The 24,566-nt window shown below is 55.3% G+C and carries 23 protein-coding genes, 1 pseudogene and 1 other annotated feature; of the genes and pseudogenes, 8 read left to right on the forward strand and 16 right to left on the reverse strand.

The genetic code is table 11. The features are described 5' to 3' along the window. Positions 1 to 8: 8 nt before the first annotated feature. From argS to FRY98_RS04485, 9 genes are all read right to left on the reverse strand, one after another. The gene (argS, locus tag FRY98_RS04445; protein ID WP_148450515.1) at positions 9 to 1,748 is read right to left on the reverse strand and encodes an arginine--tRNA ligase; all 1,740 of its coding nucleotides are present in this window, start codon (positions 1,746 to 1,748) and stop codon (positions 9 to 11) included. A 44-nt stretch (positions 1,749 to 1,792) separates the two neighbouring features. After that, positions 1,793 to 2,030 (reverse strand) — a binding site (T-box leader). A 53-nt stretch (positions 2,031 to 2,083) separates the two neighbouring features. After that, complete coding sequence (locus tag FRY98_RS04450) at positions 2,084 to 2,476, reverse strand: FxsA family protein (protein WP_148450516.1); 393 nt, start codon at positions 2,474 to 2,476, stop codon at positions 2,084 to 2,086. Between the two features lie 84 nt (positions 2,477 to 2,560). Continuing rightward, a complete protein-coding gene (locus FRY98_RS04455; RefSeq protein WP_148450517.1) occupies positions 2,561 to 2,980 on the reverse strand; it encodes an acyl-CoA thioesterase in 420 nt (139 codons plus the stop codon). 127 nt (positions 2,981 to 3,107) lie between these two features. Further along, complete coding sequence (gene pyk / locus FRY98_RS04460; protein WP_148450518.1) at positions 3,108 to 4,529, reverse strand: pyruvate kinase; 1,422 nt, start codon at positions 4,527 to 4,529, stop codon at positions 3,108 to 3,110. Between the two features lie 110 nt (positions 4,530 to 4,639). Then, positions 4,640 to 5,662: an acetyl-CoA carboxylase carboxyltransferase subunit alpha gene (locus tag FRY98_RS04465; RefSeq protein WP_148450519.1), complete on the reverse strand. Its 1,023-nt coding sequence runs from the start codon at positions 5,660 to 5,662 to the stop codon at positions 4,640 to 4,642. Next, positions 5,652 to 6,557 carry an acetyl-CoA carboxylase, carboxyltransferase subunit beta gene (accD, locus tag FRY98_RS04470; RefSeq protein ID WP_148450520.1) on the reverse strand — a complete coding sequence of 302 codons (906 nt, stop codon included), beginning with the start codon at positions 6,555 to 6,557 and terminating at the stop codon, positions 5,652 to 5,654. The genes FRY98_RS04465 and accD overlap by 11 nt, the downstream gene beginning before the upstream one ends. A gap of 93 nt (positions 6,558 to 6,650) precedes the next feature. Then, positions 6,651 to 6,839: a glutamate decarboxylase gene (locus FRY98_RS04475; RefSeq protein WP_148450521.1), complete on the reverse strand. Its 189-nt coding sequence runs from the start codon at positions 6,837 to 6,839 to the stop codon at positions 6,651 to 6,653. Positions 6,840 to 7,459: 620 nt separating this feature from the next. Then, positions 7,460 to 7,948 (reverse strand): phosphatidylglycerophosphatase A family protein, encoded by a 489-nt coding sequence (locus FRY98_RS04480; RefSeq protein ID WP_148450522.1) that lies wholly within the window; start codon positions 7,946 to 7,948, stop codon positions 7,460 to 7,462. Between the two features lie 125 nt (positions 7,949 to 8,073). Next, positions 8,074 to 11,697, reverse strand: coding sequence for a DNA polymerase III subunit alpha (locus tag FRY98_RS04485; RefSeq protein ID WP_148450523.1), 3,624 nt, complete (start codon positions 11,695 to 11,697; stop codon positions 8,074 to 8,076). A gap of 176 nt (positions 11,698 to 11,873) precedes the next feature. Here FRY98_RS04485 and FRY98_RS04490 point away from each other — a divergent pair, with 176 nt between their 5' ends. The 3 genes from FRY98_RS04490 to FRY98_RS04500 all read left to right on the forward strand — a co-directional run bounded on the left by FRY98_RS04490 (position 11,874) and on the right by FRY98_RS04500 (position 13,071). Next, positions 11,874 to 12,203 carry a YtrH family sporulation protein gene (locus tag FRY98_RS04490; protein WP_148450524.1) on the forward strand — a complete coding sequence of 110 codons (330 nt, stop codon included), beginning with the start codon at positions 11,874 to 11,876 and terminating at the stop codon, positions 12,201 to 12,203. Next, the gene (locus FRY98_RS04495) at positions 12,200 to 12,706 is read left to right on the forward strand and encodes a sporulation membrane protein YtrI (RefSeq protein WP_148450525.1); all 507 of its coding nucleotides are present in this window, start codon (positions 12,200 to 12,202) and stop codon (positions 12,704 to 12,706) included. The genes FRY98_RS04490 and FRY98_RS04495 overlap by 4 nt, the downstream gene beginning before the upstream one ends. Before the next feature lie 65 nt (positions 12,707 to 12,771). Beyond that, the gene (locus FRY98_RS04500; protein ID WP_148450526.1) at positions 12,772 to 13,071 is read left to right on the forward strand and encodes a YtpI family protein; all 300 of its coding nucleotides are present in this window, start codon (positions 12,772 to 12,774) and stop codon (positions 13,069 to 13,071) included. Positions 13,072 to 13,091: 20 nt separating this feature from the next. On the opposite strand, the gene FRY98_RS04505 is transcribed toward FRY98_RS04500, so the two are convergent. Next, positions 13,092 to 14,426, reverse strand: a complete 1,335-nt coding sequence (locus FRY98_RS04505; RefSeq protein ID WP_148450527.1) for a DRTGG domain-containing protein — start codon at positions 14,424 to 14,426, stop codon at positions 13,092 to 13,094. 319 nt (positions 14,427 to 14,745) lie between these two features. On the opposite strand from FRY98_RS04505, the gene FRY98_RS04510 reads away from it, so the two are divergent. After that, positions 14,746 to 14,985, forward strand: coding sequence for a DUF2249 domain-containing protein (locus FRY98_RS04510; RefSeq protein WP_148450528.1), 240 nt, complete (start codon positions 14,746 to 14,748; stop codon positions 14,983 to 14,985). A gap of 21 nt (positions 14,986 to 15,006) precedes the next feature. Further along, the gene (locus FRY98_RS04515) at positions 15,007 to 15,345 is read left to right on the forward strand and encodes a hypothetical protein (protein WP_148450529.1); all 339 of its coding nucleotides are present in this window, start codon (positions 15,007 to 15,009) and stop codon (positions 15,343 to 15,345) included. Positions 15,346 to 15,414: 69 nt separating this feature from the next. Here the strand turns inward: FRY98_RS04515 and FRY98_RS04520 are convergent, their stop codons facing one another. The 3 genes and pseudogenes from FRY98_RS04520 to FRY98_RS29420 form a co-directional block, all read right to left on the reverse strand. Next, positions 15,415 to 16,995 carry a M56 family metallopeptidase gene (locus tag FRY98_RS04520; protein ID WP_148450530.1) on the reverse strand — a complete coding sequence of 527 codons (1,581 nt, stop codon included), beginning with the start codon at positions 16,993 to 16,995 and terminating at the stop codon, positions 15,415 to 15,417. A gap of 1 nt (position 16,996) precedes the next feature. Next, the gene (locus tag FRY98_RS04525) at positions 16,997 to 17,374 is read right to left on the reverse strand and encodes a BlaI/MecI/CopY family transcriptional regulator (RefSeq protein WP_148450531.1); all 378 of its coding nucleotides are present in this window, start codon (positions 17,372 to 17,374) and stop codon (positions 16,997 to 16,999) included. Positions 17,375 to 17,864: 490 nt separating this feature from the next. After that, positions 17,865 to 18,114 (reverse strand): annotated as a pseudogene (locus tag FRY98_RS29420) (radical SAM/SPASM domain-containing protein); the annotation flags it as partial. Positions 18,115 to 18,203: 89 nt separating this feature from the next. Between FRY98_RS29420 and ilvB the strand changes: the two are divergent. After that, positions 18,204 to 19,925 carry a biosynthetic-type acetolactate synthase large subunit gene (gene ilvB / locus FRY98_RS04530; protein ID WP_148450532.1) on the forward strand — a complete coding sequence of 574 codons (1,722 nt, stop codon included), beginning with the start codon at positions 18,204 to 18,206 and terminating at the stop codon, positions 19,923 to 19,925. Between the two features lie 86 nt (positions 19,926 to 20,011). Here the strand turns inward: ilvB and FRY98_RS04535 are convergent, their stop codons facing one another. The 3 genes from FRY98_RS04535 to FRY98_RS04545 form a co-directional block, all read right to left on the reverse strand. Then, positions 20,012 to 20,305, reverse strand: a complete 294-nt coding sequence (locus tag FRY98_RS04535; protein WP_148450533.1) for a hypothetical protein — start codon at positions 20,303 to 20,305, stop codon at positions 20,012 to 20,014. A 75-nt stretch (positions 20,306 to 20,380) separates the two neighbouring features. Further along, positions 20,381 to 20,725 carry a YlbF/YmcA family competence regulator gene (locus FRY98_RS04540; RefSeq protein ID WP_148450534.1) on the reverse strand — a complete coding sequence of 115 codons (345 nt, stop codon included), beginning with the start codon at positions 20,723 to 20,725 and terminating at the stop codon, positions 20,381 to 20,383. A 34-nt stretch (positions 20,726 to 20,759) separates the two neighbouring features. After that, entirely contained in the window at positions 20,760 to 21,923 is a 1,164-nt protein-coding gene (locus tag FRY98_RS04545) for a DUF445 family protein (RefSeq protein WP_148450535.1), read from the reverse strand. Between the two features lie 140 nt (positions 21,924 to 22,063). Between FRY98_RS04545 and FRY98_RS04550 the strand changes: the two genes are divergently transcribed. Both FRY98_RS04550 and FRY98_RS04555 read left to right on the forward strand, forming a co-directional pair. Next, a complete protein-coding gene (locus FRY98_RS04550; protein WP_148450536.1) occupies positions 22,064 to 23,431 on the forward strand; it encodes a YheC/YheD family endospore coat-associated protein in 1,368 nt (455 codons plus the stop codon). 15 nt (positions 23,432 to 23,446) lie between these two features. Then, positions 23,447 to 24,562 (forward strand): YheC/YheD family endospore coat-associated protein, encoded by a 1,116-nt coding sequence (locus tag FRY98_RS04555; protein ID WP_148450537.1) that lies wholly within the window; start codon positions 23,447 to 23,449, stop codon positions 24,560 to 24,562. Positions 24,563 to 24,566: the final 4 nt, after the last annotated feature.

Genomic DNA, 24,566 nt, shown 5'->3' on the forward strand with positions numbered 1-24,566 from the left:
CGCCGGCCTTACATCCGTTCCGGCGCTTGGAGACCGATCAGCCCCAGCCCGGTCTTTAGCGTGAACCGAACCCCTTGAACGAGGGCAAGACGAGCGAGGCGCAGCGTCGCTTCTTCTTTCAAGATCGGGCAATCGTGGTAAAAACGGTTAAAAGCCTGGGCGGTATCCACCAAATAGCGCGTAATCAGCGAAGGCTCCAGCTTGACGGCCGCCTGCCGGACCACTTCCGGGAACAAGGCAAGCTGTTTGATCATCCTGAACTCCGCCTCGCCGTCCAACTGCCGAGGATCCCAATCGGTTCCCGGTTTCAGGTTGACCTCCTGCACATCCGCGACCTCCGTACCCATGCGCAGTACGCTGCAGGCCCGGGCATACGTATATTGCACGTATGGCCCTGTTTCTCCTTCAAAGCTCAGCGCCTCTTTCCAGGAAAAATCGATGTCTTTGATCCGGTTTCCCCTAAGATCATTAAAGATGACGGCCCCCACGCCGACTTGCTTGGCCACCTCGTCCTTGTTCTCCAGCTCGGGATTCTTCTCCTCGATAATTCCGCGGATTTTGGAAACCGCCTGATCGAGCACCTCTTCCAGCCGGACGACCTTCCCCCTCCGGGTGGACAGGGCCTCGCCCTCGAGGCTGACCCGACCAAACGGAACGTGGACAAGTTCGGACGCCCACCCGTAGCCCATCCGTTCGATCACCTTAAACCATTGGCTAAAATGCAGGCTTTGCGAATAGTCCGTCACATACAAGGCTTTATGGAAACCGAAGGTCCGCTTCCGGTACAGCGCCGCCGCTATGTCGCGGGTAGGGTAGAGGGAGCTGCCGTCTTTTTTCAGAATCAAGGCCGGGGGCATGCCGTACTCCTCGAGGCGGACAAGCCAAGCGCCCTCATCCTCCTCAAGCAGGCGTTTTTCCCTCAGTTCCCGCACAACCTCATCCATATACTCATTGTAAAAGCTCTCCCCGGTCACAAAATCAAACCGCACGCCGAGCCGATCGTAGATCTTCTGGAATTCCGCCAGACTTACATCGACGAACCGTTTCCACAGCTTCTTAGCCTCCGCGTCTCCCCGCTCCATTTTGACGAACCACTCTCTGGCCTCATCCTCCAAAGCGGGATCTTTGTCGGCCTCCTCATGAAAACGCACGTACAGCCCCAGCAGTTCGTCGATAGCCGCTTCCTCCAGGCGGGCGGCGTTTCCCCAACGGAGATAGGCCGTGATCAGCTTCCCGAACTGCGTCCCCCAATCACCCAGGTGATTAATCCCGACACAACGGTAACCCAGATGCGAAAATATCCGGTACAGCGAGCTTCCGATGACGGTGGATCGCAGATGTCCCACGTGAAAAGGCTTGGCGATATTCGGGGAGGAAAAATCGATCACGACCGTTTTCCCTTCGCCGTCCTCCCCCGCTCCATACCGTTCCCCGCTTTCTAAAATTCCGGGCAATATCGCCTCGGCTACTGCGGCGTGATCCAAAGAAAAGTTGACGTAACCCGCTTGCGACGACACTTTGATAAGGCCGGAACCGGCGATTCCCCGGGCATGAAGCCCCTCCTCAAGCTCCCGGGCGATCCCCGCGGGGGAAGCTTTGCGCTGTTTGGCTAACGTAAAGCAGGGAAAAGACAAGTCCCCCATCGCGGCATCGCGCGGAATTTCCAGCAGCCCCCCGATCTCCTCTTCCGTCACTTCATGCAACAGGCCGGCGAGCTGTTCGGCGATGATCTTTTTAAACCGTTCCATTTCAATCCCCTCTTTTCTCCAAATAAAAAAAGCCCCTCATCTCATGAAGAGACGAGAGACTTTACAGTTCCCGCGGTACCACTCTGCGTGCCGGGACAAAAGTCCCGACCCCTCTGAAGGATAACGGCCTACACCCGGGTTTGCTTACGGCTCGGCGAACCCGACGCTTTGGGCAAACCATCTCCCGGGCCCGCTTCCGCTAAGCTTCCCCATACCGGCTTCCACCTTCCCGGCTCGCTATTATGGTTTCCAGCAGCGTACTGTCCCGTTCCTAGATATTTCATATGAAATTTCAAATAGGTTAAAACTAGTTATAGCGAAAAAAGGTCAAAAAGTCAACGCCGGAAAAAGGTAATCGTTCCGTCTTTGATTTTTTTGCCGATCCATTTCATCAATAGCAGACGATAAAGGGGACGCGTTAAAGGAAATACCATCGTAAACCCGATCGCATCGGTAACAAAACCCGGAATCAGCAGCAGGATTCCGCCGCCGAATACGCAGAGACCCTCAATCATCATCTTGCCGGGAATCTGATTGCCAATCATTTGAGATTTGGCATCCGCCATCAGTTTTCGGCCCTCAAACTGCATCATTAGGAGGCCGATAACCGAAGTGGCCAAGGTCAGAAAGATCGTCTTTCCAACGCCAAGCCGCTCCCCGACCCAAACATAACCCCAAAATTCTACCAGGGGAACGATCACGACAAATCCCGCTATCCATTTGCGCATACAATAACTCCTTTTTCCTGCGGCGTAACTCCATGAATTATAGCAAAGCTCTAAAGAGTATTGTAACGTTTTGGTCTGCCGGAATCAAAATTTACTGGCCCGCTCGAATACGTCGTACCAATCCGGAAATACTTTTTTGAACTGAACGGGCTTGAAATCCTCCCTGCGGACCACGTAATGCGTAGAGGATCCGACGACGCAGAGTTCGCCTTCCCCGTTAAGGACCTCATAGGCATACTCCGTTTTGACCCCGCCGTTCGAACGGATCCAGGTGCGAAGCAATACGTCGTCCCCGTAACGGATGCCTTTTCGGTACTCGACCTTCATCTCATGAACCGGCGAAATATATCCCGCCTGCTCCATATGAATATAGTTCAGTCCCAGTTCCTCGATCAGCGCGGTCCGTCCCGCCTCAAACCAGCCCAGATAGTGCGCATGATAGACAATGCCCATCATGTCGAATTCAAAATATTTGGGTTTGATCGCCAGTTCGCTAACATGCATCCCGGGTCCCTCCTTTTTCGTTCAAATCTACTATAAGCCCGGCTTAATCTAGCAAAAAAGCAATGGAAAGCCCGTTGGCACGGGCAAACCATTGCTTCCGATATGCGGCTTGCTGTATCTAAAGCTATTACTTGCGGATTTGTCCGATTTTGACCAGGTTTGTCGAACCGGAGCGTCCCAGCGGAATCCCCGCGGTGATCACAACCAGATCGCCTTCCTTCACAAGACCGGAATCCAATCCGCCCTTCATCGCGTTGTCGAACATTTCGTCCGTGGAAGAAGCCAATTGGCCTTTGACCGGAGTTACGCCCCAGTTCAGCGCAAGACGGCGCAGCGTTTGGTCTTCCGTGGTCACGGCGATAATCGGCGCTTTCGGACGGTATTTGGAGACCATACGAGCGGTATAGCCCGTTTCCGTCGAAGTGATGATCGCTTTGGCGTTCAGATCCAGGGCGGAGTTGGCTACCGCTTGGGAAATCGCCTCGGTTACCGTCGTTTGTTGGGCATTGCTTTGCTTGATGAAGATTTCGCGATATTCCAGCGCGGATTCCGCCTTCTCGGCAATACGCGACATCGTCAACACGGATTCCACCGGATATTTCCCGGCAGCCGTTTCGCCGGACAGCATGATCGCGTCGGTACCGTCGAAAATGGCATTGGCCACGTCGCTGGCTTCCGCACGCGTAGGTCTAGGGTTGCGCTGCATCGAATCCAGCATTTGCGTTGCCGTGATAACCGGTTTGCCGACACGGTTACATTTCTCGATCATGCGCTTTTGCACCAACGGCACATCTTCCGCCGGAATTTCCACACCCAAGTCCCCGCGGGCAACCATCAGGCCGTCGGAAACTTCCAAAATCTCATCCAGGTTGTCCACACCTTGCTGGTTTTCGATCTTAGAAATGATTTGGATGTGCGTTGCATTGTGACGCTCCAGCAATTGACGGATTTCAAGAACGTCGCTGGCTTTACGAACGAAGGAAGCCGCAATGAAATCGATGCCTTGTTCGATCCCGAAGATGATATCGTTAGCGTCTTTCTCGGTGATGCCTGGCAGGGAAATGTTCACGCCCGGGACGTTAACGCCCTTCTTGCTCTTGATGGTACCGCCGTTGACGATCCGACACTTGATTTCCGTTCCTTGAATATCCACTACGGTCAAACCGATCAAACCGTCATCGATCAGAATGGTCGAACCGACTTCCACATCGCCAGGAAGTTCTTTGTAGGTGATGGAGATGCGGTCTTTGTCACCGAGGATTTCTTCGGTGGTCAAAGTAATGAACTCGTCTTGCACAAGCTCGATCGGTTCTTCCTTCAATTTGCCGGTGCGGATTTCAGGACCTTTCGTGTCCAGCAGTATGGCGATTGATTTCCCCAACTCTTCGCTCGCTTGGCGGATCGTTTTGATCCGGTTGCCATGCTCCTCGAAATCTCCGTGGGAGAAGTTCAGGCGAGCGACGTTCATCCCGGCCATGATCAATTTCTTGGTGTTGTCTAACGATTCGCTGGAAGGACCGATAGTACATACGATTTTTGTTTTGCGCATTTTGGGTTTCCTCCGTTTATTTAGTTCTCTCTATGCATCATTTCCAACAATTAAATTTACTACATTTTCCCCATTTTGTATAGGAAGTTTATCATATTGTAACAGTCTATCTAGTCATTACCCACTAGGGAGGAATCTATAATGGGCTCTGCTTCGATTTCCGGCGTCCGGCTCGCTCCGCCCTCGGCAAATTCCCCGATTTTACGGAATTTCCGGTATCTGTCTTCCACGAGCTCGTCCGGATTCATCAGCGACAATTCTTCCAAATGCCGAACCACGCTCTCCTTGATCGCCATGGCCGTAGTCTGGTAGTCCCGGTGAGCGCCGCCTCGGGGCTCCGGTACGATCTCCTCGATCACGTCCATCTCCAGCAAATCCTGGGCGGTAATCTTCATCGCTTCCGCCGCCTGGTCGGCTTTGGAGGCGTCCTTCCAAAGAATCGAAGCCGCTCCATTCGGCGAAATAACGGAATAGATCGCGTTCTCCAGCATCAAAACCCGGTTTCCGACGCCCAGCGCAAGCGCGCCGCCGCTGCCACCCTCGCCGATGACAACGCAGACGACGGGAACCCGGAGCTTGGCCATCTCCAGCAAATTCCGGGCGATCGCTTCCGACTGTCCTCTTTCCTCCGCCGTAATCCCCGGGTAAGCTCCCTTCGTATCGATAAACGTAACGATCGGACGGCCGAATTTATCCGCTTGCCGCATCAGGCGAAGCGCCTTGCGGAAGCCCTCGGGATGCGCGCTGCCGAAGAAGCGGGCGATATTGTCCTTGGTATCCTTACCCCGCTGCTGTCCGAGCACGGTGACCGGCGTCCCGTTCAGCTTCGCCAGTCCGCCGACAACGGCCAAATCGTCTCCAAACACGCGGTCGCCATGGAGTTCCATGAAATCCTCAAAAATAAGCTCGATCAAATCCAGGGAAGTGGGACGTTGATGATGCCGCGCCAAATGCATCTTTTGCGAAGGGGAGATGCTGCTGTAGATCTCCTCCTCCAGCTGTTTGTACCGCTCTTCCAACCGGGCGATTTCCTCGTTGAAATCGATCCCCTTCTCCTGACCGAACTGCTCCAGCTCCCGGATTTTCTCGCGAAGCTTCACGAGAGGGGCTTCAAAAGGCAGCTCACCCGCCATGATTAACTCCTCCCTTCACGCTGTGCAGATCCAGCACCTGGGCCAAAGTTGCCCGCAGCTCTTTGCGATGGACGACCATGTCCAGTTGACCGTGCTGCAAATTGAACTCCGCCGTCTGAAAATCATCCGGCAGCTTCTGGCGAATCGTCTGCTCGATCACGATCCGGCCGGCAAAACCGAATACCGCGCCGGGTTCGGCGATAATGATATCGCCGAGCATGGCGAAGCTGGCCGAAACGCCCCCCGTTGTCGGGTCCGTAATGACCGAAATGTACAGGCCGCCCTGCTCGTCCAGACGGGCTAGCGCCGCGCTGGTCTTGGCCATCTGCATCAGACTTAAAATGCTCTCCTGCATCCGCGCGCCGCCCGAAGTGGAGAAGATGATCAGCGGCAGACGCTTCTCCGTCGCCGTTTCAATGGCTCTCGTGATCTTCTCGCCAACAACGGAGCCCATACTGCCCGTGAAGAAATCAAAGCTCATCACGGCCACCACCGCCGGAAATCCGCCAATCGTCCCCTCTCCGGTGACAACAGCCTCGCGAAGCCCGGATTTCAGCTTCTGCTGCTCCAGCTTGTTCACATACCCCGGAAAATCAAGCGGATCGACGGATACCAAATCCGCATCGTATTCAAGGAAGCTTCCCTCATCCAACGTCATTTGAATCCGTTCCAAGGCGTTCAAACGCATATGGTGCCCGCAGGAGGAGCAGACTTTAAGATTCTTCTCAAGCTCTTTGCTGTATTGGATGCTGCCGCAACGGCTGCACTTATTCATCAGACCCTCAGGTATTTCACGCTTCGGCCGGTCTCCCGACTGCGGACTTTGGCTGGTCCCCAAACGTTCTGAAGGAATGGTCGCGTATTTCCTTTTTTTCTGAAACAAGTCTTTAAACACAACTACACCTCTTCAGCCGTTAAATTTATTGGCCGCATCACAGCAAGACAAGGAAACAATGCCGGTAAGTAGCCCATGCCTATTTCCTTGCCCTCAGGGATGCAATATCGAATTAAGAACCTCTTGAACCTCTTCCAGTTCGCCGGAAGGAACTAAAATTTCAAACTGCTGTTTGGATAGATTAACAGGACGTGTTTGGACAAGAAAGCCTTCTTCGGTGAGTTTCGTCTTGATCATGTCCGCCATTTTGGCGGTGGGCGCAATGTACATAACAGTCCACATGTCCTCTTCTAAGCCCCCAATCTTTTCTCGAGCCCATATAATAGAGTAATGATAACATAATTTTGAAAAATCCCGCAACAAAGGGACGGAACCTGGTGCCGGAGAAAAAACGGGGGATTAAGCCGCTTCGGCTGCAGCGTTAAATCTGGCCGCTATTCCGAAGGGCGGCGGGAGTGATCGCCGGGGCTGGCGCTGGAGCTGCCCGCCGTAAGGGCGTTTCCCCCCACCTTTAGGCGGGAGGGGGAAATAACGGTCTTTTGAGGCGCTATTTTGTCGAATTTGGCTCATGGGCAGGAAATAGCGGTCTTTTGAGGCCTTATTTCTGGGGAAATCGGGCAAAATCCCGATTCCGGGCGCCTCAACAGGGAAATAAGGCCTTTTTTGACCGCTATTTTCCCTCCATAGCCAAATCGGACCGATATAGCGCCCCAAACGACCGCTATTCCGGGCGGCGGCGGGAGTGACCGCCGGGGCTGGAGCATTGCACCACAGCCTGACGGCTTATCACGTCTTATCACGCTTTACCGCACTTACCGCACTTTACCGCTCTTTATCTCACTTTATCTCACTTTATCTCACTTTATCTCACTTTATCACTCTTTATTCCGCCTTATCACGCCCTATTCCGCCGGGTAAACCGCGGCCCCGCTGCTCTTATGGGCGATCCGGGCGGACGCGGCCGCGGCGAGACCCGCCACCAAATCATCCAGAAACACGTGGATGCGTCCCCCCTCATTGTTGAGTCTGCCGATAATTTCCGGTTTCATCTTGTCCAAATAACCGAAGCTCGTCAGACCGATCATGCCGAAGACGCTCGTAATGCCGAGGGCCATCGTCTCGTCCACCCCGTACAGCGGCTCATCCGCTTCGAGTATGGCCTGAAGCGGCTCCGGCAGCAGCTTGCGCTCCGCGAGTTCGTCCAGCGCGATCCCGGTGAACAAGGTATACTGCACCTCTCGCTTGTTCAGCACCGCTCTGACGCTGTCCAAACATTCCTCCGCCTTCAGGTCCGCATGATACGGCGCCTGGAGCGTGTATACGATTCCGGCGATTTCCTCCAGCGTCACTCCCCTGCGCTTAAGCCAAGCCTCCGCTACCTCATAGGACAAATCCGATCCCTCCCGAATTCATTGGACACTTCTATCTGGTGTTCCTATGTGTATGCGGGGCAAACTTGAAATGTTCATGAAAAAAAGCCGGGGGGACTCATGACATGAACCCCCGGCTTTACAGTTTATTTGACTTTGACGGTGTCGGGCCCCATCAGCTCCTCCAATTGCCGGAGCAGCTCCGGAGACGGCTTGACGCCGTAACGTTCGTTCAAGGCGAGCAGCTTGCCGGTGCTCTCGTAGAACAGCACGGTTTCCACGGGACCGGCATGCTTCACGAGCAGCGCCTTCAGCTGCTCCAGCAGGCCGGCGTTCTCCGCCGCCGCCGTGATCTTGATGAAGACGCGCTGCTGCGCCGGCGTCTTCCGATCTCGCGCTGCGCCTGGCGCACCCGCAGGCGCAGCGGGCCCGCGGGCGCCGGGCGCGGCTGGGCCCGGGCCCGACGGCGCAGCCGCGGCGCGTCCGCCCCGGGCGAGGCCGCGCTTCAACTGCGCGAGGCTCTGCGCGCTGAGCGGCGCCACCTCGTCGGCCAGCAGCTTGAAGCCTTCGTCCTGCTGCTGGACGGTGGCGCGAAGCGCCAGCAGAGCCCCTTTGGCGACGTGCCCGGAGCACCGCCGCCACACCTCGGGGAACAGCACGACCTCGCAGCGTTCGATCTGGTCCTCCAGCTCCATGAACGCCATGGCCTTCCCTTGTTTCGTCGTGATCGACTTCACGGAAACGACCATCCCGGCGGCCACAATTTTACGGCCATCGACGGCATCGGCCAGCTCCATCAGGCGTTCCGTCCCTTCATCCTCAAGGACATCCTCATAGTCGTCCAGCGGATGGCCTGAGAGGTACAGGCCGAGCAGCTCGCGTTCCAGCTCCAGTTGCTGGGTCGCCGTAAACTTCGGAATCTCCGGATACTCGATGTCCCAATTCGGCGTCAATTCGAAGTCGAATAGCTGGATCTGCAGATCCTCCCGTTCTTTGCGCCATTTCAGCGCCGCTTCCACCGTCTCGTCCAACATGGCGAGCAGTTGGGCCCGGTGGCCCGGCAGCGCGTCGAAGGCGCCGCCCTGGATCAGGGACTCGATCACCCGCTTGTTGCATACCCGAAGATCGACGCGGCGGCAAAAATCGAGCAAGCTGTCGAACGGCCGCTCTTTCCGCTCCTGCAAAATACTCTCCATCGCTTGGGTGCCGACGTTTTTGATCGCCGCCAGCCCAAAGCGGATAATGCCGAGGGAAGACGCGGCGCCCCCATCCCCGCCGTGAGCGTCACGGTCCGCACTTTCGCCCGGCGCTCCCGCCTGTGGTGTGAAAAGAATCCCGCTTTCGTTCACGTCCGGCGGCAGCACGGTAATCCCCATCCGCCGGCATTCGACAATATATTCCGCCACTTTGCGGTGGCTTCCCATGACGGCGGTCAGCATGGCCGCCATAAAATGCACGGGATAGTGAGCTTTCAAATAGGCCGTTTGAAAAGCGAGTACGCCGTAAGCGGCCGCATGGGCCCGGGGGAAGCCGTAATCCGCAAAGCGCACGATCATATCGTATACCGCGTTCGCCTCCTCCTCGCGGTATCCCTGCGCCTTGCTTCCGGCCACGAAGTGGCCGCGCTGCTCGTCCAGCACCTCGCGCTTCTTCTTCGATACGGCTCGCCGCAGCAAATCCGCTTCCCCCAGTGAAAATCCGGCCATCCGGGAAGCGATCTGCATAATCTGCTCCTGATACACGATAATGCCGTACGTATCCTTGAGGATCGGCTCCAGATCCCCGTGCGGGTAATCCACCGCCGTCTGCCCGTGTTTGCCCGAAATAAACTTCGGAATAAACTCCATCGGACCCGGCCGATACAAGGCCAAAACCGAGATGATATCTTCGAAGACCGTCGGTTTCAGCTCGCGGAGCACCCGGCGCATCCCCGCCGATTCAAGCTGGAATACGCCGGTCGTTTCGCCGTTACCGAGCATCTCATAAGTAAGCGGATCGTCGTCGGGAACCAGCCGGAAATCCGGCGTATCGCCCGTTTGCTCCCCGATCCAGCGCATGCATCGCTCGATAATGGACAGCGTGCGCAGGCCGAGAAAGTCCATCTTCAGCAAGCCGACGGATTCCAGATTCTCCATGGAATACTGGGTCAAAGCCGTTCCTTCACCGCCGGCCTGCAGCGGTACCGCATCCGTCAGCGGATCGCGGGATATGACCACGCCGGCGGCATGGGTGGAGGCGTGCCGGGGCATACCCTCCACTTTCCGGGCCGTATCCAGCAATTTGCGAACCCGGGGCTGCGTGTCGTACAACTGCTTCAAATCCGGGCTTTCCTTCATGGCCCGTTCAATCGTCATCCCCAAGTTTCCGGGAATCAATTTGGCGACCTTATCGACCTCCCCGAAGGGCACGTTCAGCGCCCGGCCCACATCGCGGACGGCCGCACGCGCCGCCATCGTTCCGAACGTAATGATCTGCGCGACATGCTCGGCGCCGTATTTGTCAGCCACATAGGCGATCACTTCGTCGCGCCGCTCGTCGCTGAAATCGATATCGATATCCGGCATCGTCACGCGCTCGGGGTTGAGAAAACGTTCGAACAGGAGCCGGTATTTGATCGGATCGACGTTGGTGATACGCAGCACATAAGCAACCAAACTTCCGGCCGACGAACCCCGCCCGGGTCCGACGGCGATACCGTGGCGGTGCGCATAGGCGATAAAATCCCACACGATGAGGAAATAATCGGAGAAGCCCATGCTGCCGATGACCTCAAGCTCGTAATGAAGCCGCTCCCGGAGCTTCGCCCGCTCCGCTTCATCCCGCCAAATCTCCTGGTCTCCATACCGCTCTTCGAGCCCCCGCTCGCACAGCGAAGCCAGGTAAGTCGCCGACGTCATCCCTTCCGGTACAGGCCGAAATTCGGGTAAAATATGCCGCCCGAACGTAAGCTCCAGCTCGCATTTGTCCGCGATCTTCGCCGTATTGTCCAACGCTTCGGAAATATGGGGAAACAAGGCGGCCATCTGCGGTCCGCTCTTCATATATAGCTGGCTGGTCCCGATCTTGAAGCGATCCTCGTCCTCCACCGTCTTGCCCGTTCCGATGCAGATCAGCACATCCTGGACCTCGGCGTCTTCTTCCCCGAGACAATGCACGTCGTTCGTGGCCACCAGACCGATTCCCGTTTCGCGCGCCAGTTCGACGAGCAGCGGGTTAACCTTCTTCTGTTCGGGCATGCCGTGATCCTGAAGCTCCAGGTAGAAGTCTTCCCCGAACGCGTCGCGGTAACGAAGCGCGGCCCGCTTCGCCTCTTCCGGCCGCCCGTGCAGCAGATGATGCGGTACCTCGCCGCCGAGGCAGGCGCTGAGACAAACCAGGCCTTCCTTGTGGCGCTCCAGCACCTCCCAATCGATCCGCGGCTTGTAATGAAAGCCTTCCAGATGGCCGATCGAGCAAAGCCGCATCAGATTCCGGTACCCGACCTCGTTCTTGGCCAGCAAAATCAGGTGGTGGATCGGCTGGTCCTTCCGGCTCCCCCGCTCCTTTCGGGAGCCCGCTGTAAAATACATCTCGCAGCCGATAATCGGCTTGATGCCGTGCGACCGGCACAATTTATAAAAAGGAACCGCGCCGTACATCACGCCGTGATCGGTCAGCGCCAACGCCTTCATGCCAAAAGCGGCCGCTTTGGCAACCAGATCTTCCAGACGGGCCGCGCCGTCGAGGAGGCTGTATTCACTATGTACGTGGAGATGAACGAAGCTGTCCATGCGTTTCCTTCCTTTCCAATGGAACCAAAATTTTGTGGACTAGGACTTAAATCAAAACATTTGTTCCCTTTTTAAATATTTTATCATAGATTGCCTGATTGCGCCCATAGAATGATATAGAACCGGAATGGACAAGCGAAATAACGGATGGATTTGCGAAGAGGGAGGCCTATCGGATGAGTACGTTTCTGACTAAGGCGGTCATGGATTTTTTTGTAGCGTTCGGCATCGTCGTCGGGGGGGCTATGGTCGGGGGACTGGGGGCCATCGTGTCCATGCAGCCACCGACGCAGACGATGCTGGATATCGCGGGAAGGATTAAGATATGGGCGCTCGCCGCCGCGGTTGGCGGTACGATCGACCCGATGCGGGTCATCGAAAGCAATTTCTTCGACGGGAATTTGTCCCCGGCGATCAAGCAAATTTTATATTTGCTGTTTGCGTTTCTCGGGGCCCATATGGGCTCGGAACTCGTGAGGTGGATGTGCGGAGGCAGCCGGGGATGAGCGAACGCAGAGTCGAAGCGCGGGAAACCCTAAAAGGTTTTAAGCGGTTTATGCAATTGGCCGCCGTCTTTATTCTCGGCATGGTCGCCGGCAGCATCGGGTTCAACATCGTCTATCAGGCCAGCTTCAATAAACTTTGGCTGGAGAATAAAGATTTGCAAATTCAACTCTATCAGGCGGAGGAAGACAACAAAACGCTGAAAAAGTACCATAAACGCTCTACCGTGATCAAGGAAATAAAAGTCCGGGTCGAAGATCGCGACCCGCCCTTGGACGCGCTGGCCGTCAAAGAGGTCGTTCAGCAATTGCATGAGGAATTGGAAGTGCTGCGCGGCCGTAGCATGTTCGAAATCGACTCCGACGCCAAAATGGCCCGGACGCTGCTGGACCGGAAAATTTATGCCGTGCGGGACAAGGAATACGCGATTCAGGTGAAAACGATGCTGGTGAGCGAAGGCGTACTCCAGATCTGGGTCGATATCAGGCCCTATGTGCGAAGCTAAGGAATCATGCTACAATGATAAATATCACAATTCCATCATTTAAAAAGGAGCCGTGACTTCTTCCCATGATTGAAGCTTTAACCTATATTCTATACGCCTGCCTGATTGTTTCCAGCGTCTGCTCCATCTTTTTCAGCATTAAATCCCGGCGTTCGCTTGATGCGCGGATCCGCGGGATCGCCCAGGCCAAATCGAATATCAGTATGGGCACCATGCTGATCATGCTTGCACTGATTCAAATGCTTATCTTTAGCGGCTCGACGGTTCGCGTTGTCGTCGGCGCCTTGTTTATGGTGCTCGGCGCCTTCAATATATTCGCCGGCATCCGCAACCACGGAATCTTCTCCCGCCGGAACCCGGAATAACGACAGCGTTATGACCACGCTTAAGCGTGGTCGATGGACTGCAGCGTCATGACGGCCTTGGACACCAGGAAATCCTGATAGGTCATGACGATTTCCAGCTTGCACGCCCGGCGGCTCATCTCCAGGACAACCGGCGTGATGACGACCGGATTCTCGATCTGCACCGGACGGACGAAATACGTCGTCAGGTTGTCCACCACATAGTCCGCCCCGCTCGCATCCTTCGCAGCGTTCAGGCCCGCCTGGGTCATCAGCGATGTAAGCACGCCATGGGAAATCGTTCCGAGGTCCGTAGCCATTTGCGGCGTAATCATCCCGTGAAAAAACAGCCGGCCGTTCTCGTCCCTTTCCTCCGCGAATCCGTTCCACATGAGATGCTCGAACGTTTCGCCAAGCTGCGGCTGATTCCGGGCATCGCGCATGGCCTGCAGCACTTCCCTCCGCGTTACCGAAGAAATCAGCTTCCGGTTGCGGTCGACGACAGGCAGGAAGTCGATCCCTTCCCAAACCATGATTTGGGCCGCCGAAGCGAGCGACGTTTGCAGCCCGACCGTAATCGGATGGCGCGTCAGGCATTTTTCTATGCTCTGGTCCCCGCTGAGTTCCTCCACATCTTTGCGGCTGACGATGCCGATGACGCGGTTCCATTCGTCCACCACCGGAAAATGCTGCGCCCCGGTTTCGATCGACAATTGATCGAAGTCGGAAATATTGCTGGTCACCTTCAGCATGTTGACCTTCGGCTTACGCACGACGATATCTTCCACGAGCATAATTTTCTTCTTGATGAGACGGTCGAAGATCGCCCGGTTGATCATCGAGGCTACCGTAAACGTATCGTGCCGCGAAGAGATGATCGGCAGCGACAAGCGGTCGGCCAAAGTTTTGACTTCCCGGCTCGTTCCGAAACCGCCGGTAATCAGCACGCCCGCGCCCTGTTCCAGTGCGAGCGAATGGGCGTCCTCCCGGTTCCCTACGATCAAAAGGCTTCCCGCATCGATATAGCGGGCCATGGCGTCGATCTTCATTGCGCCGATCACATATTTATGAAGGTTTTTGTCCAGGCCGTCGGCTCCGCCCAGCACATGCCCTTCGACGATTTCGACCACGTCCCCGAACGTCAGTTGGTCGGTAATATTCCGCGGCTTCTTCTCTACGCGAACGGTTCCGATCCGTTCCTTCGTGATGACGATCCCGAGATTCTCCGCTTCCTTAACCGCACGATAGGCGGTTCCTTCGCTGACTCCCATCCCTTTCGCCAGTTTGCGCACCGATATTTTGGTTCCGATTTTGAGACTCTCGATATGCTGTAGCAGCTGCTCATGCTTGGTTACGCTTTCCTCATGCCCCTGCAACTGTTATACCCCCAATCCCAATCTGTACTATTCTGTATCCATTATACACGATCCGGACGCAAAAAAAAGCGGACATTCCGTGAGCAAGCTCCACCGAAAGATCCGATAACCTTCGTTTACATTGATTATCCGTTCCCTGAAAGGGTGCACTTTTGCGGAGCGTTCGTGAGGCGCCTCACTTGGACTTTGTCGGAATACCGAAGCCTTGTGGAGAAATTATACCTGTGATTTTATTTTGTGATTTGTATCACAACTGCACATGAGCCGGTTGATATACTGAGTGCAAAGCTTCAATTTTAAATAAACAGGAGGGCCAACCATGAGCCAAACCATCAAAACAACCGTCAACGCCACGGAGTATCCGCCGCAATTAAAACATAAAACGATCTTCGCCGCCTTCAACGGCCTGGAGCCGGGTGAAGCGATGCTGCTCGTCAACGATCACGATCCCGTGCCGCTGCGTTTTCAGTTTGAAGCGATGCATCCCGGACGCTTTACTTGGGACTATCTGGAGCAAGGCCCGGATGTTTTCCGGGTGAAAATCGGAAAGACGGAATAAGAAGCCAAGGAGGTGATCCCGTTGGCCACGATTGAGATTATCGATGAAAAGACCCTGAACATCCAAGTGGGCTTGGAAGACGCGCTCGCCATGATCGCCGAGGCCGAAAGCGATTTGGAGCGTTACGCGGCCGAAATCGTGACGATCGCCGAGAAGATGCCGGAATTCGCATACACTTACTTCTGTTTTTACGCCTACGACACGGCGGAGTTGTTCGAAAAAATGCTCGGCATCGATCCGAAGCAGTATCTCTCCTTTTCGCTGGAGGCTCCGGACTCCTTCTTCTACACGCTGTACGGAGGAATGAAAGGACTCAGCGGTATGGCGCGCTTGTCCAGCGCTTTGGCTCCCGAGTCGTAAACGGGCTTGAATCGGAATCGGCCGGGCCTCTATGCGCCTATCGTGGTGGGTAGGGTCCGGCCGATTTTTTTAATTATCGCTGATCGAGAAGGCGGAGCCGCTGAGATCGACTTGAACCTGCGCCTTTCCCTTGCCGCTTTTGTATGTAAAACTTGACGCTCCATGTTTGTATCCGGGGAATTGCTCCGGAATGGTTAGTGCGCTTTCTTTAATGCCCATGGAGAGCTTGTAGTTACTGGCTCCCTGATCGATATGAAGACTTCCGGCCCCGTTTTCTACAGCCATTTTAAGGGTGTTGGCAAATCCCTTCGGCAGGACGGCCGACAAACTTCCGTCGATGATCGTAAGATCAAGATCGGCGTTCAAGGCCGGCAAAGAAATGCCGGCTTTGTCACCCTTGACCGTAACCGTTTTGTATTTTTGCTCGGGTACAAGCAAAGTGACCATGTCTGCAGCATCCGTCGCGGATTGACCTCGTTTCGGCCGGATGGTGATTTGAGTCGTCGTCTTTTTGGTGTTTTGTACCACCTCTATGAATTCCGCATCGGAGACAAAGGATAGCTTTTGATCCGAAGCGAGCTGCACTCGAACATTACAGTTCTCCACAACCACCTCAAGCGCCTCGGCCTTGGCGGAAGGAATCTGCCGATTTCCCGCCTTGGCTTCCGGGGAGTTCCAGACGGCAGATATCAAAAACAATCCGGTCAATATCAGGGCGAGGATCACGACACCGTTCTTTTTTTGCCGAATAGCCATTATCGAATCTATGCGTTTTCGCATGTTACGTTTCCCTCCAAACAGATTGGTGGATATGGAAGTGCCGGTTATTGATCCGTTTCGGATCACTTTTATTAAGAGTTCGCCGTATTTTTTTCGCTTATGAAAACCCTCTCCTTGGAGAACCCGCTCATCACAAGAGATTTCGCCATACAATGAAATCGTTCGGTCCATCAAATACACCAGGGGATTGAACCAGTGAAGGGATTTCACTCCCAGCATCATCAACCTAAGCCAAAGGTCGAACCGTTTAAAATGGATCAGTTCATGCTTCATAATATACCGATACTCCTCTTCCTCCATGATATCCCGGGGAAGCAGAATCACCGGCCGAATTAAACCGGTTAACATCGGTGATGAGATAACGCGGCAGAATTTTACCCGTACCTTGGTTTTTATATTTAACTCCGAAGTCAAAGTTTCAAAGATTTCCAGGATCTTGTTTTCGGCCACTGGCTCGCTCCAACGGTTGGTCAGCTTCAAAAATCTAAAATGACGATAAAGTTGGAAGGACAACACCAGTAAGACACCGATCAACCAAATCCCCGCAAAGATCCGCCATTCCAGAAATGAAGTGGCGGCCGTATAGTCGTTTTCGCCCACTATACGTGTTACCATGCCGGTTGTCGCTCTTATATCTCCGTGCTCACTCAAGAACGGGGCGGTAGTCGAGCCGTTATGGACAGGAACAAAAGGGATCGCAATATGCGGACGGAGAGGGATCAACCAGCCGATTGAGACTACCCACCAAATGAGGTATAACCATTTTGCGGCGTATCTTTTAGCCAAATAAGGAAGCATCGCCATATACGCCAATGTTACTAAGGACATGGAAATCGAGCATTGGATAAATAGAGATAAAAAATCCGTCAAATCACTCCCTCTTTTCCTTTAGCCATTTCTCAAGCTCATCGAGATCGTTTTTCTTGAATTTCCTGCTATCGTTCAACGCAGCGATTAAACTGGAGAAGGAATTTCCGTGAAATCGCTGGATAAAGTCATCGGTTTCAAATTTTAAATACTCATCCTTACTTATCAGCGAAAAATACGTCCGTTCTTTTCCCTTTTTCTCACTCCGCAAAAAGCCGCGCTCCACCAGTCTGTTCATCAAAGTTATAATTGTTTGTGCCTTCCATGCCTTTTCCTTTCCCAACTGCTCCATTACCGTCCCGGTTGTAATCGGCGGTTTATTGGCCCACACCACCTTCATGATTTCAAATTCGGCATCCGGAAGTTTCTTCATCAAGTTCATCGCCGAACCTCCATTTTCTACATTTGTCTACTTTTAATATTCTACACTTGTCTGTTATAGTGTCAAGCGGTTTTCCCCTGGGGCTTAGCCCGCTCTATTCATAAAATGTGATGTGCGGTTTACGGGCGGTGAGCCCCTGCCGATTCTATTAGACATTAGCTTGAACTATTGATTTGAAAATTTTCACATCGGTGTAAAGGGTTCTTGGTTCGAATTAAAGGGAATTCTTCCCGTTAATTTGGAACGTATACGGTTGCAGAGGCGAATTAGCTGGAAAACCTCCCGCTAATTCGCCTGGAATGGTGTATATCGGCAATAGGGCCGCAAAATAGATGGAGTTTTTCCAGCTAAATCCGACCGAAGAGCCAAGAGCGGTACAATAACAGGAACTTTTCCCGTTAATAATCCAGATTCCGACGATGGTACCTCATAACTACAATTGTGGATGTTGGCGACGTGTATCCGAAACCCTATCATCTTCAAATTTTTAACGGGACCCGGTCGTATTGATTTGATTCGGAATATCCAGCTCCCGCAAATAATCGATCCCTTGCATCGTCATCCGGCAGGACCTCGGGGTGCCGCGAAAATGATTATCATGGATGTCCGCGTTCAACTGTCGCGATTAAACACCCAGCGGGATAACCCGCCTGCTTCCCCCGTTCCATGGCAGAGAACGTTACTCCGGGTGTCGCGCTCGGAGTCATCGATACGTGCAAGCTTTTTTTATCAATCACATATCCGAAAAATATACCCGCTTTATGACCGGAGTCACTCCGGCTTATCTTCCTTTCCGCTAGAATGGGTCAAAAATACGGGAGGGAACCAAATGCCAAACCATACTGCGAATCACCCTGTCCAGGCTTCAAAAACGGTCACCGGAGCCGAATTGCTTATCCGCTGCCTGCGCGAGGAAGGGGTCGACACCCTCTTCGGTTATCCCGGCGGAGCGGTGATCCCGATTTACGACGCCCTGTACGATTGTCCGGATATCCGTCACATTCTCACCCGGCACGAGCAAGCGGCCGTTCATGCGGCGGACGGTTACGCGCGGATCACCGGACGGCCCGGCGTGGCGCTGGTCACCAGCGGCCCGGGAGCGACGAACGCCGTAACCGGCATCGCCAACGCGTTCATGGACTCCGTCCCGCTCGTCGTGCTGACCGGTCAGGTTTCGACCGATCTGATCGGACGGGACAGCTTCCAGGAAGTGAATATCTTCGGCATGACGATGGACGTGACCAAGCATAACTATGTCGTCATGGAGGTGGAACAGCTTCCCCGAATTCTCAAAGAGGCGTTTCATATCGCGACTTCCGGCCGGCCCGGTCCCGTGCTCGTGGACCTGCCGAAGAACATCATGAACGCCAAAACGGAGCAAGCCCCTTTACGCCACGTTACTCTGCGCGGGTACGAGCCCGTGCCCCCCGTTTCGCGGGAAACGATCAGCCTGATCGCGGATCGCCTCGCCTCCGCCGAGCGTCCCGTCATCCTTGCCGGCGGCGGCGTGGTCTCCTCGGGAGCTTCCGAAGCGCTCCGCCAGCTGGCGGAACACGCCGACATCCCGGTCGTCAGCACGCTGATGGGCATCGGCGCCTTTCCGTCCGGCCATCCGCTCTATCTCGGCATGGTGGGGATGCACGGCACGTATGCGGCCAACCGGGCCGTCCACCAGGCGGACCTGCTGCTGGCCCTCGGCGTTCGCTTCAACGACCGGCTGTCGGGAAAGATCCAGGCGTTCTCGCCGAACTCCTGGAAGGTTCAGGTCGACATCGATGACGCCGAGCTGGGCAAAAATATCCCCGTTCACCTGGGAGTGCACGGAAACTTGTCCGAACTGCTGGAGGGCCTAACGGCCTTGGCCGCTTCCTCCCCCGGCGGCGTTCGGTCCTGGGCGGCGGAAGCGGCCGGCTGGCAGAGGAGCGTGCCCCACTTCACCGCCAAACCGGGGACATTGAATCCCCAGGAGGTGATCTCGCTGCTCAATAAGCTGACGGACGGTGAAGCGATCGTGGCCACCGATGTCGGCCAGCATCAAATCTGGACGGCCCATCACTACAAGTTCAAGCGGGCCCGGTCGTTCCTGACCTCCGGAGGGCTCGGCACGATGGGCTTCGGGCTGCCTGCCGCGATCGGCGCCGCCATCGGCGCGGAGGCCGCCGGACGCCATGAGCCCGTCCTCTGCGTCACCGGGGACGGAAGCTTCCAAATGAATCTGCAGGAGCTGATGACCGCGGTGGACTACGGGCTGCCGATCAAAATCGCCATTCTGAACAACGGCTATCTCGGCATGGTGCGGCAGTGGCAGCAGTTGTTCCACCAGCGCCGCTATTCTTCCGTCCAAATTACCTCCCCGGATTATGTAGCGTTCGCGGCGGCTTATGGCGTTACCGGCCTGCGCGCTTCCAGCTTGTCCGAAGCGGAGGCAATCATTCGCCAGGGACTGGATTTGCCCGGTCCCGTCCTGATGGAATTCCGCGTCGTGGAAGAGCAGAACGTGTACCCGATCGTCCCCCCGGGGGAGAGCCACGACCGCATGATTCTCGAATAAAGGGACAGGATCGTCTCCGCCTGAAACAAAAAAACTGTCGGATGAAGCCGTAACCCCGGCTTTTCCGACAGTTTTTTTATGTTCCTTTACATGCCATGGCCTTGCTTGCCTTCCTCCGTCCACTTGCTCTGCCATTCCCGCAGCTTCGCCCGGCGGACCGCGTCAAGCGCCCGCTGCTTCTCCTCATTTACGCCGAGGATAAAATGCAGATGCGCGCCGATGACGAGAAACGCGAAGGCGGCCCACACCGCGCCGAATACCGATACCCAGCCCGCGCCCGGCTCAAAGGAAATCATGGGCAGAGCGTAGACGAGCATCGCCAAAGCCAGGATCAAATACACGACATGCTTGATTTTACTCTTCTTCTTCACCGTCTTCATTTATGACCGCAGCTCCTTCGTCTTCAAATCTATATTTCTATTCTATGAAGACCAAGGAGAAATATGAGACAAGTTTTACATTTGCGGTCCGTATAAATGCTGAAGGCTGTCCGTAATGATTTTGTTGACGTCCTGGATAATGACGCTGAGCCGCCGCTCCGCATCAAACAGGCGCCGGATATTCAGGTTCATGCTGAGCACCTCGAACAGCTTCTCCATCTTCTCCATCTCTTCGGGAGACGGCATTTCACCGGTCATCATTTGCTGCTGCAGCTCGTTCTGGCGGTTGCGGAAATCGTCCAGCATCCGCTTGCTCTCGGGATCGGCGTCCACCAGCTTCATGGCGGAGGTAATCTCCGCCACCTCCGGGCTCTCCTTTAATGCTTTGGCCAGTTCATTCGCCTTATCGTAAATATTCACAGTTTCATCCTCCAATAAAATAATGTTTTTTGCGTTACCCCATCCACAGCATCAAAAGCGACTGAAACAAGCCGATGATGCCCCCGAGCAGCACCCCGAGCCAGGTGATGGCCCGGAACTCCTTGCCCGACACGCTTAGGATGACCTCCTCCAGCCGTTCCACCGGAAACTTCTGCACCTGCTCCTGAACGAGCTTCGGCAGTTGGATCGCCCGCATCGCGGCGGGGATGCCTTTAACAACCCAGGATATCAGCCGCTCCGTCACGGACGGCAGCGCCGCCTCGGCCCGGGAAAGCCAAGGGGCCACCAGGGAAGCGACTTTTACCTGTTCGGCGGAAGCGAGCCACTTCTCGAAGGGCAGATTTTGGATCTGATCGGCCAGCCATCCTTCCGCATCCTGTCCGGCCAGCATTTCCAGCAGCTCCGCGGCGGTTTTCTCGCCAAGCTGCTCCATTCTTCCCCGAATGGCCAGAGCGACCCTGCGTCCGGCCTCTTCTCCCCGGAGCGCCTGGACCAGTGTCGGCGTCAGCTTGCGGACCAACTTATCCTCGTCCACGAAAATCGCCGCCATCGTGCCGAGAAAACCGCCCGCCCGATCGACCATGTTCGCCGCCATCTTGGACAGCATCCGCTGGCCCTCGGCCGAAAGAAGTTCCTCCTCCACCGCCCGAAGCACCGCGTCCGCCGCAGCCGCGCTCCATCGCTCCCGGTTGTCCTCCGTCCACCCCGGTACGATTTCGCTCAGCTTCCGTCCGTCGAGGCCGAGACGGTCCCAAAGATACCGGCCTCCCCGCTCGGCCAGCGCGCCCCCCGCTTCAGCCAAGCGGCCCTTGAGCGCTTCCCACTGTTCGGGTTCCCAGACGCTCAGCGCCGCTTCCTTCAGCGTGTTCGGATTCGCCGCTAGACGGTGAAGCGCCGACAGCAGGTACTGCTCCGCCTGGTTTTTGAACGCCGGCCGGAGCATCAATTCCTGCAAGCCCTCGGTCGTCACAAGGTATTCCGCAACCACGTTGCCCAGCGACTCCGCTATATCTTCCCTTCGCTTGGGAATCAGACCCGGCGTGAACGGAACGTGATATTTTCCGATATAAACCGGGTTTCGGGGATGAAACAACATTTTAATCGCAAAATGATTCGTGACCCCGCCGACGAAGGCGGCGACAGCCACGCTGACGACCACATAAAGCCAATCGTCCACCTCAAAAAACCTCCTTCAACCGCTTGCCTGGGTTAATCACCAAGGATTCTATGTCCTCATATGATGCATTACATGCGCTTATGCAGATGACCATTTTACATCCTAGATATGAAGCCTAAGCTTGGAAGGAGATCCGCTTCATGCCCTCCAAAAAACTGAAAATCCAGATCATGAGTCCGAATTTGCTGGAGAACGATTACCTTGTTCTTGGGGAACAACTGGTCAGACAATGGAAAATCCCTGTTCATCATCAGATGCAAATCGTCTTCGGTTCCTTCCGGCAGTCCGTTCGGGTCGTCCCGCTGGCCAAATATGACGGAATGCGCATCAGTCAGGAGCTGGCCGACAAAATGGGCCTGATGCCGCGCTCTTCATTGCGGCTGACCTACCGGTCCCACTCCACGACTCTGCAGCTGGGACCGCTGGTCGGCGTGCTGATCAGCAAGGACTATCCGGATTCAGCGGAACGGCCGTTCGGACCGATCACCCTGTTCTGCAAAGAGCTCGTTAACGCCTGTCAGCGTCAAGGGGTGTATGTTTATTTTTTCACACCGAATCATATCGGTTCCAATTCCAGCCGACTATCGGCCTGGGTATACGGCGACGGATGGAAAAAGGCCCAGGTTCCTGCGGCGGATGTATTCTACAATCGCCTTACTTCACGAAAGCTTGAGAACAAACCTAGCGTACAGCATTTCTTGAAAGAAGTAAAATCCCGCTACGGCAGTCATTTTTTCAATGAGAAATTCTTAGACAAAACCGAAGTGTTCGACGCGCTGCAGCGTGACGCCTCGCTCTCCAGGTATTTGCCGGAATCCCATCTCTTTCGTAACTTTCTTACACTAAAAACGATGTGCGCCAAACATCCCGTCGTCTTTCTCAAGCCGATCAGGGGAAGTCTCGGCAAGGGCATCATCCGGATCTCCAAACTGGACGGCGGATCTTATCAAACGCTCACCGCCCAGGTCGGAGGAACGCGTCGGCAGGTGTATCCCAGCCTCGCCAAGCTGTTCTCTTCCCTTGCCGGCAAGATGAAAACGACACGCTACCAGATCCAGCAGGGACTGACTTTGATCGAGACGGATCGCAGGCCGGTCGATTTTCGCGCCTTGGTGCAGAAAAACCAGACGGGAAAATGGAATGTCACCTCCATCGTGGCCCGCACCGCCGGAAGCCAGCACTTCGTTTCCAACCTGGCCCGGGGCGGTTCGTTAAGCACGGTCAAAGAAGCCGTCGCCCGGAGTGCGCTGCCTGCCGGAATAAAGAGCAAAGTCCCGGTCCGGCTGCGCAAAGCCGCTTTGGATATCGCGGAGGGCGTCGACCATCATATTCCCGCCCATTTCGGGGAACTCGGCATTGATCTCGCTCTCGATACCTCAGGGCGGATCTGGTTGATTGAAGTGAATTCGAAGCCATCCAAAAACGACAACACCCCGATCGGAGGCGGCAAGATCCGTCCCTCCGTCAAGCAGGTGGTAGAATACGCCAGTTATTTGTCCGGCTTCTGAGGAGGAAGAAGAGTGATGTTCAGCAAACGAACCAAAGGCGTTATCGGCATTTTGGTCGCCGAAGGCCGGGCCCCCGTTCCTTTCGCGGAACCGGGATACTGCCGTAAACTGTGTCAAATCGGCTCCAGCCGGGGGATGACCGTTTATGTGTTTTGCCCGTCGTTCCTCCGACCGGGAAGCGAGTCCGTCCCCGGCTACAGTTATGAGAACGGAGGATGGCACCACAAGCTTTTCCCGCCTCCGGACGTCATTTACGACCGGTGCTTCACCCACGACCGGAGGCAGCAGCAGCGCAAAAGGCAGGCGCTGTCCCGATTATCGGAGCAGCATCCCTTCGTTTACCTGACGCGGGGGTTAACCGGGAAATGGCAGGTGTATCAAGCGCTCCGGAAATTCCCGGAGTTCGAACCTCATCTGCCGGAAACCGCCCGCTATGAAGGCCCGGAACATTTGGCCGTCTGGCTCCGCCAGCATGGCGGCGAAGCCTTTTTGAAGCCCGAGCACGGAACCCACGGCAAGCGAACGCTGCATGTAAAGAGATCCGAACTTCACGGCGGCCTCAAAATTACCGGAAGGGACCCGCGAAATGGAATACTCCACAAGCAATTTTCCGACAGTGAAGAAGGTCTCGACTGGATTCACCGCTTCACTTCGGGCCGGTCCTTTCTGATCCAGCCCTTTTTGGAACTAAGCACCGCCAAAAAGGAGCCTTTCGATATTCGGGTACTGGTGCAGAAAAACGATACCGGAGCCTGGGAAATTACCGGTACGGCTGCGCGGGTCGGCGCAAGGAACGCGCTCACCTCGAACCTGCACGGCGGAGGCACCGCTCACCGGGCGTTACCGGTCCTGATCCGGGAGCTGGGGATGCCGGGAGCCAAGGCCGCCCTCGCCTCGATCCGGGATCTGGCGCTGCGGATTCCTCCGGCGCTTGAGTCGCATTTCGGCCGCCTGGCGGAACTCGGGATCGATTTCGGCATCGACCGAAAGGTTGGCCGCATATGGGTCCTGGAGGTGAACTCCAAGCCCGGCCGCTCCTCCTTCTTCCGAATCGGGGACCGCAGGAGCGCCAGAAAGTCGGTGGAGAATCCGATTCTGTACGCCCGTTATTTGCTGCTGAGCAAACCTTGAATGA

The organism is Paenibacillus faecis (assembly GCF_008084145.1).
Lineage (GTDB): Bacteria > Bacillota > Bacilli > Paenibacillales > Paenibacillaceae > Fontibacillus > Fontibacillus faecis.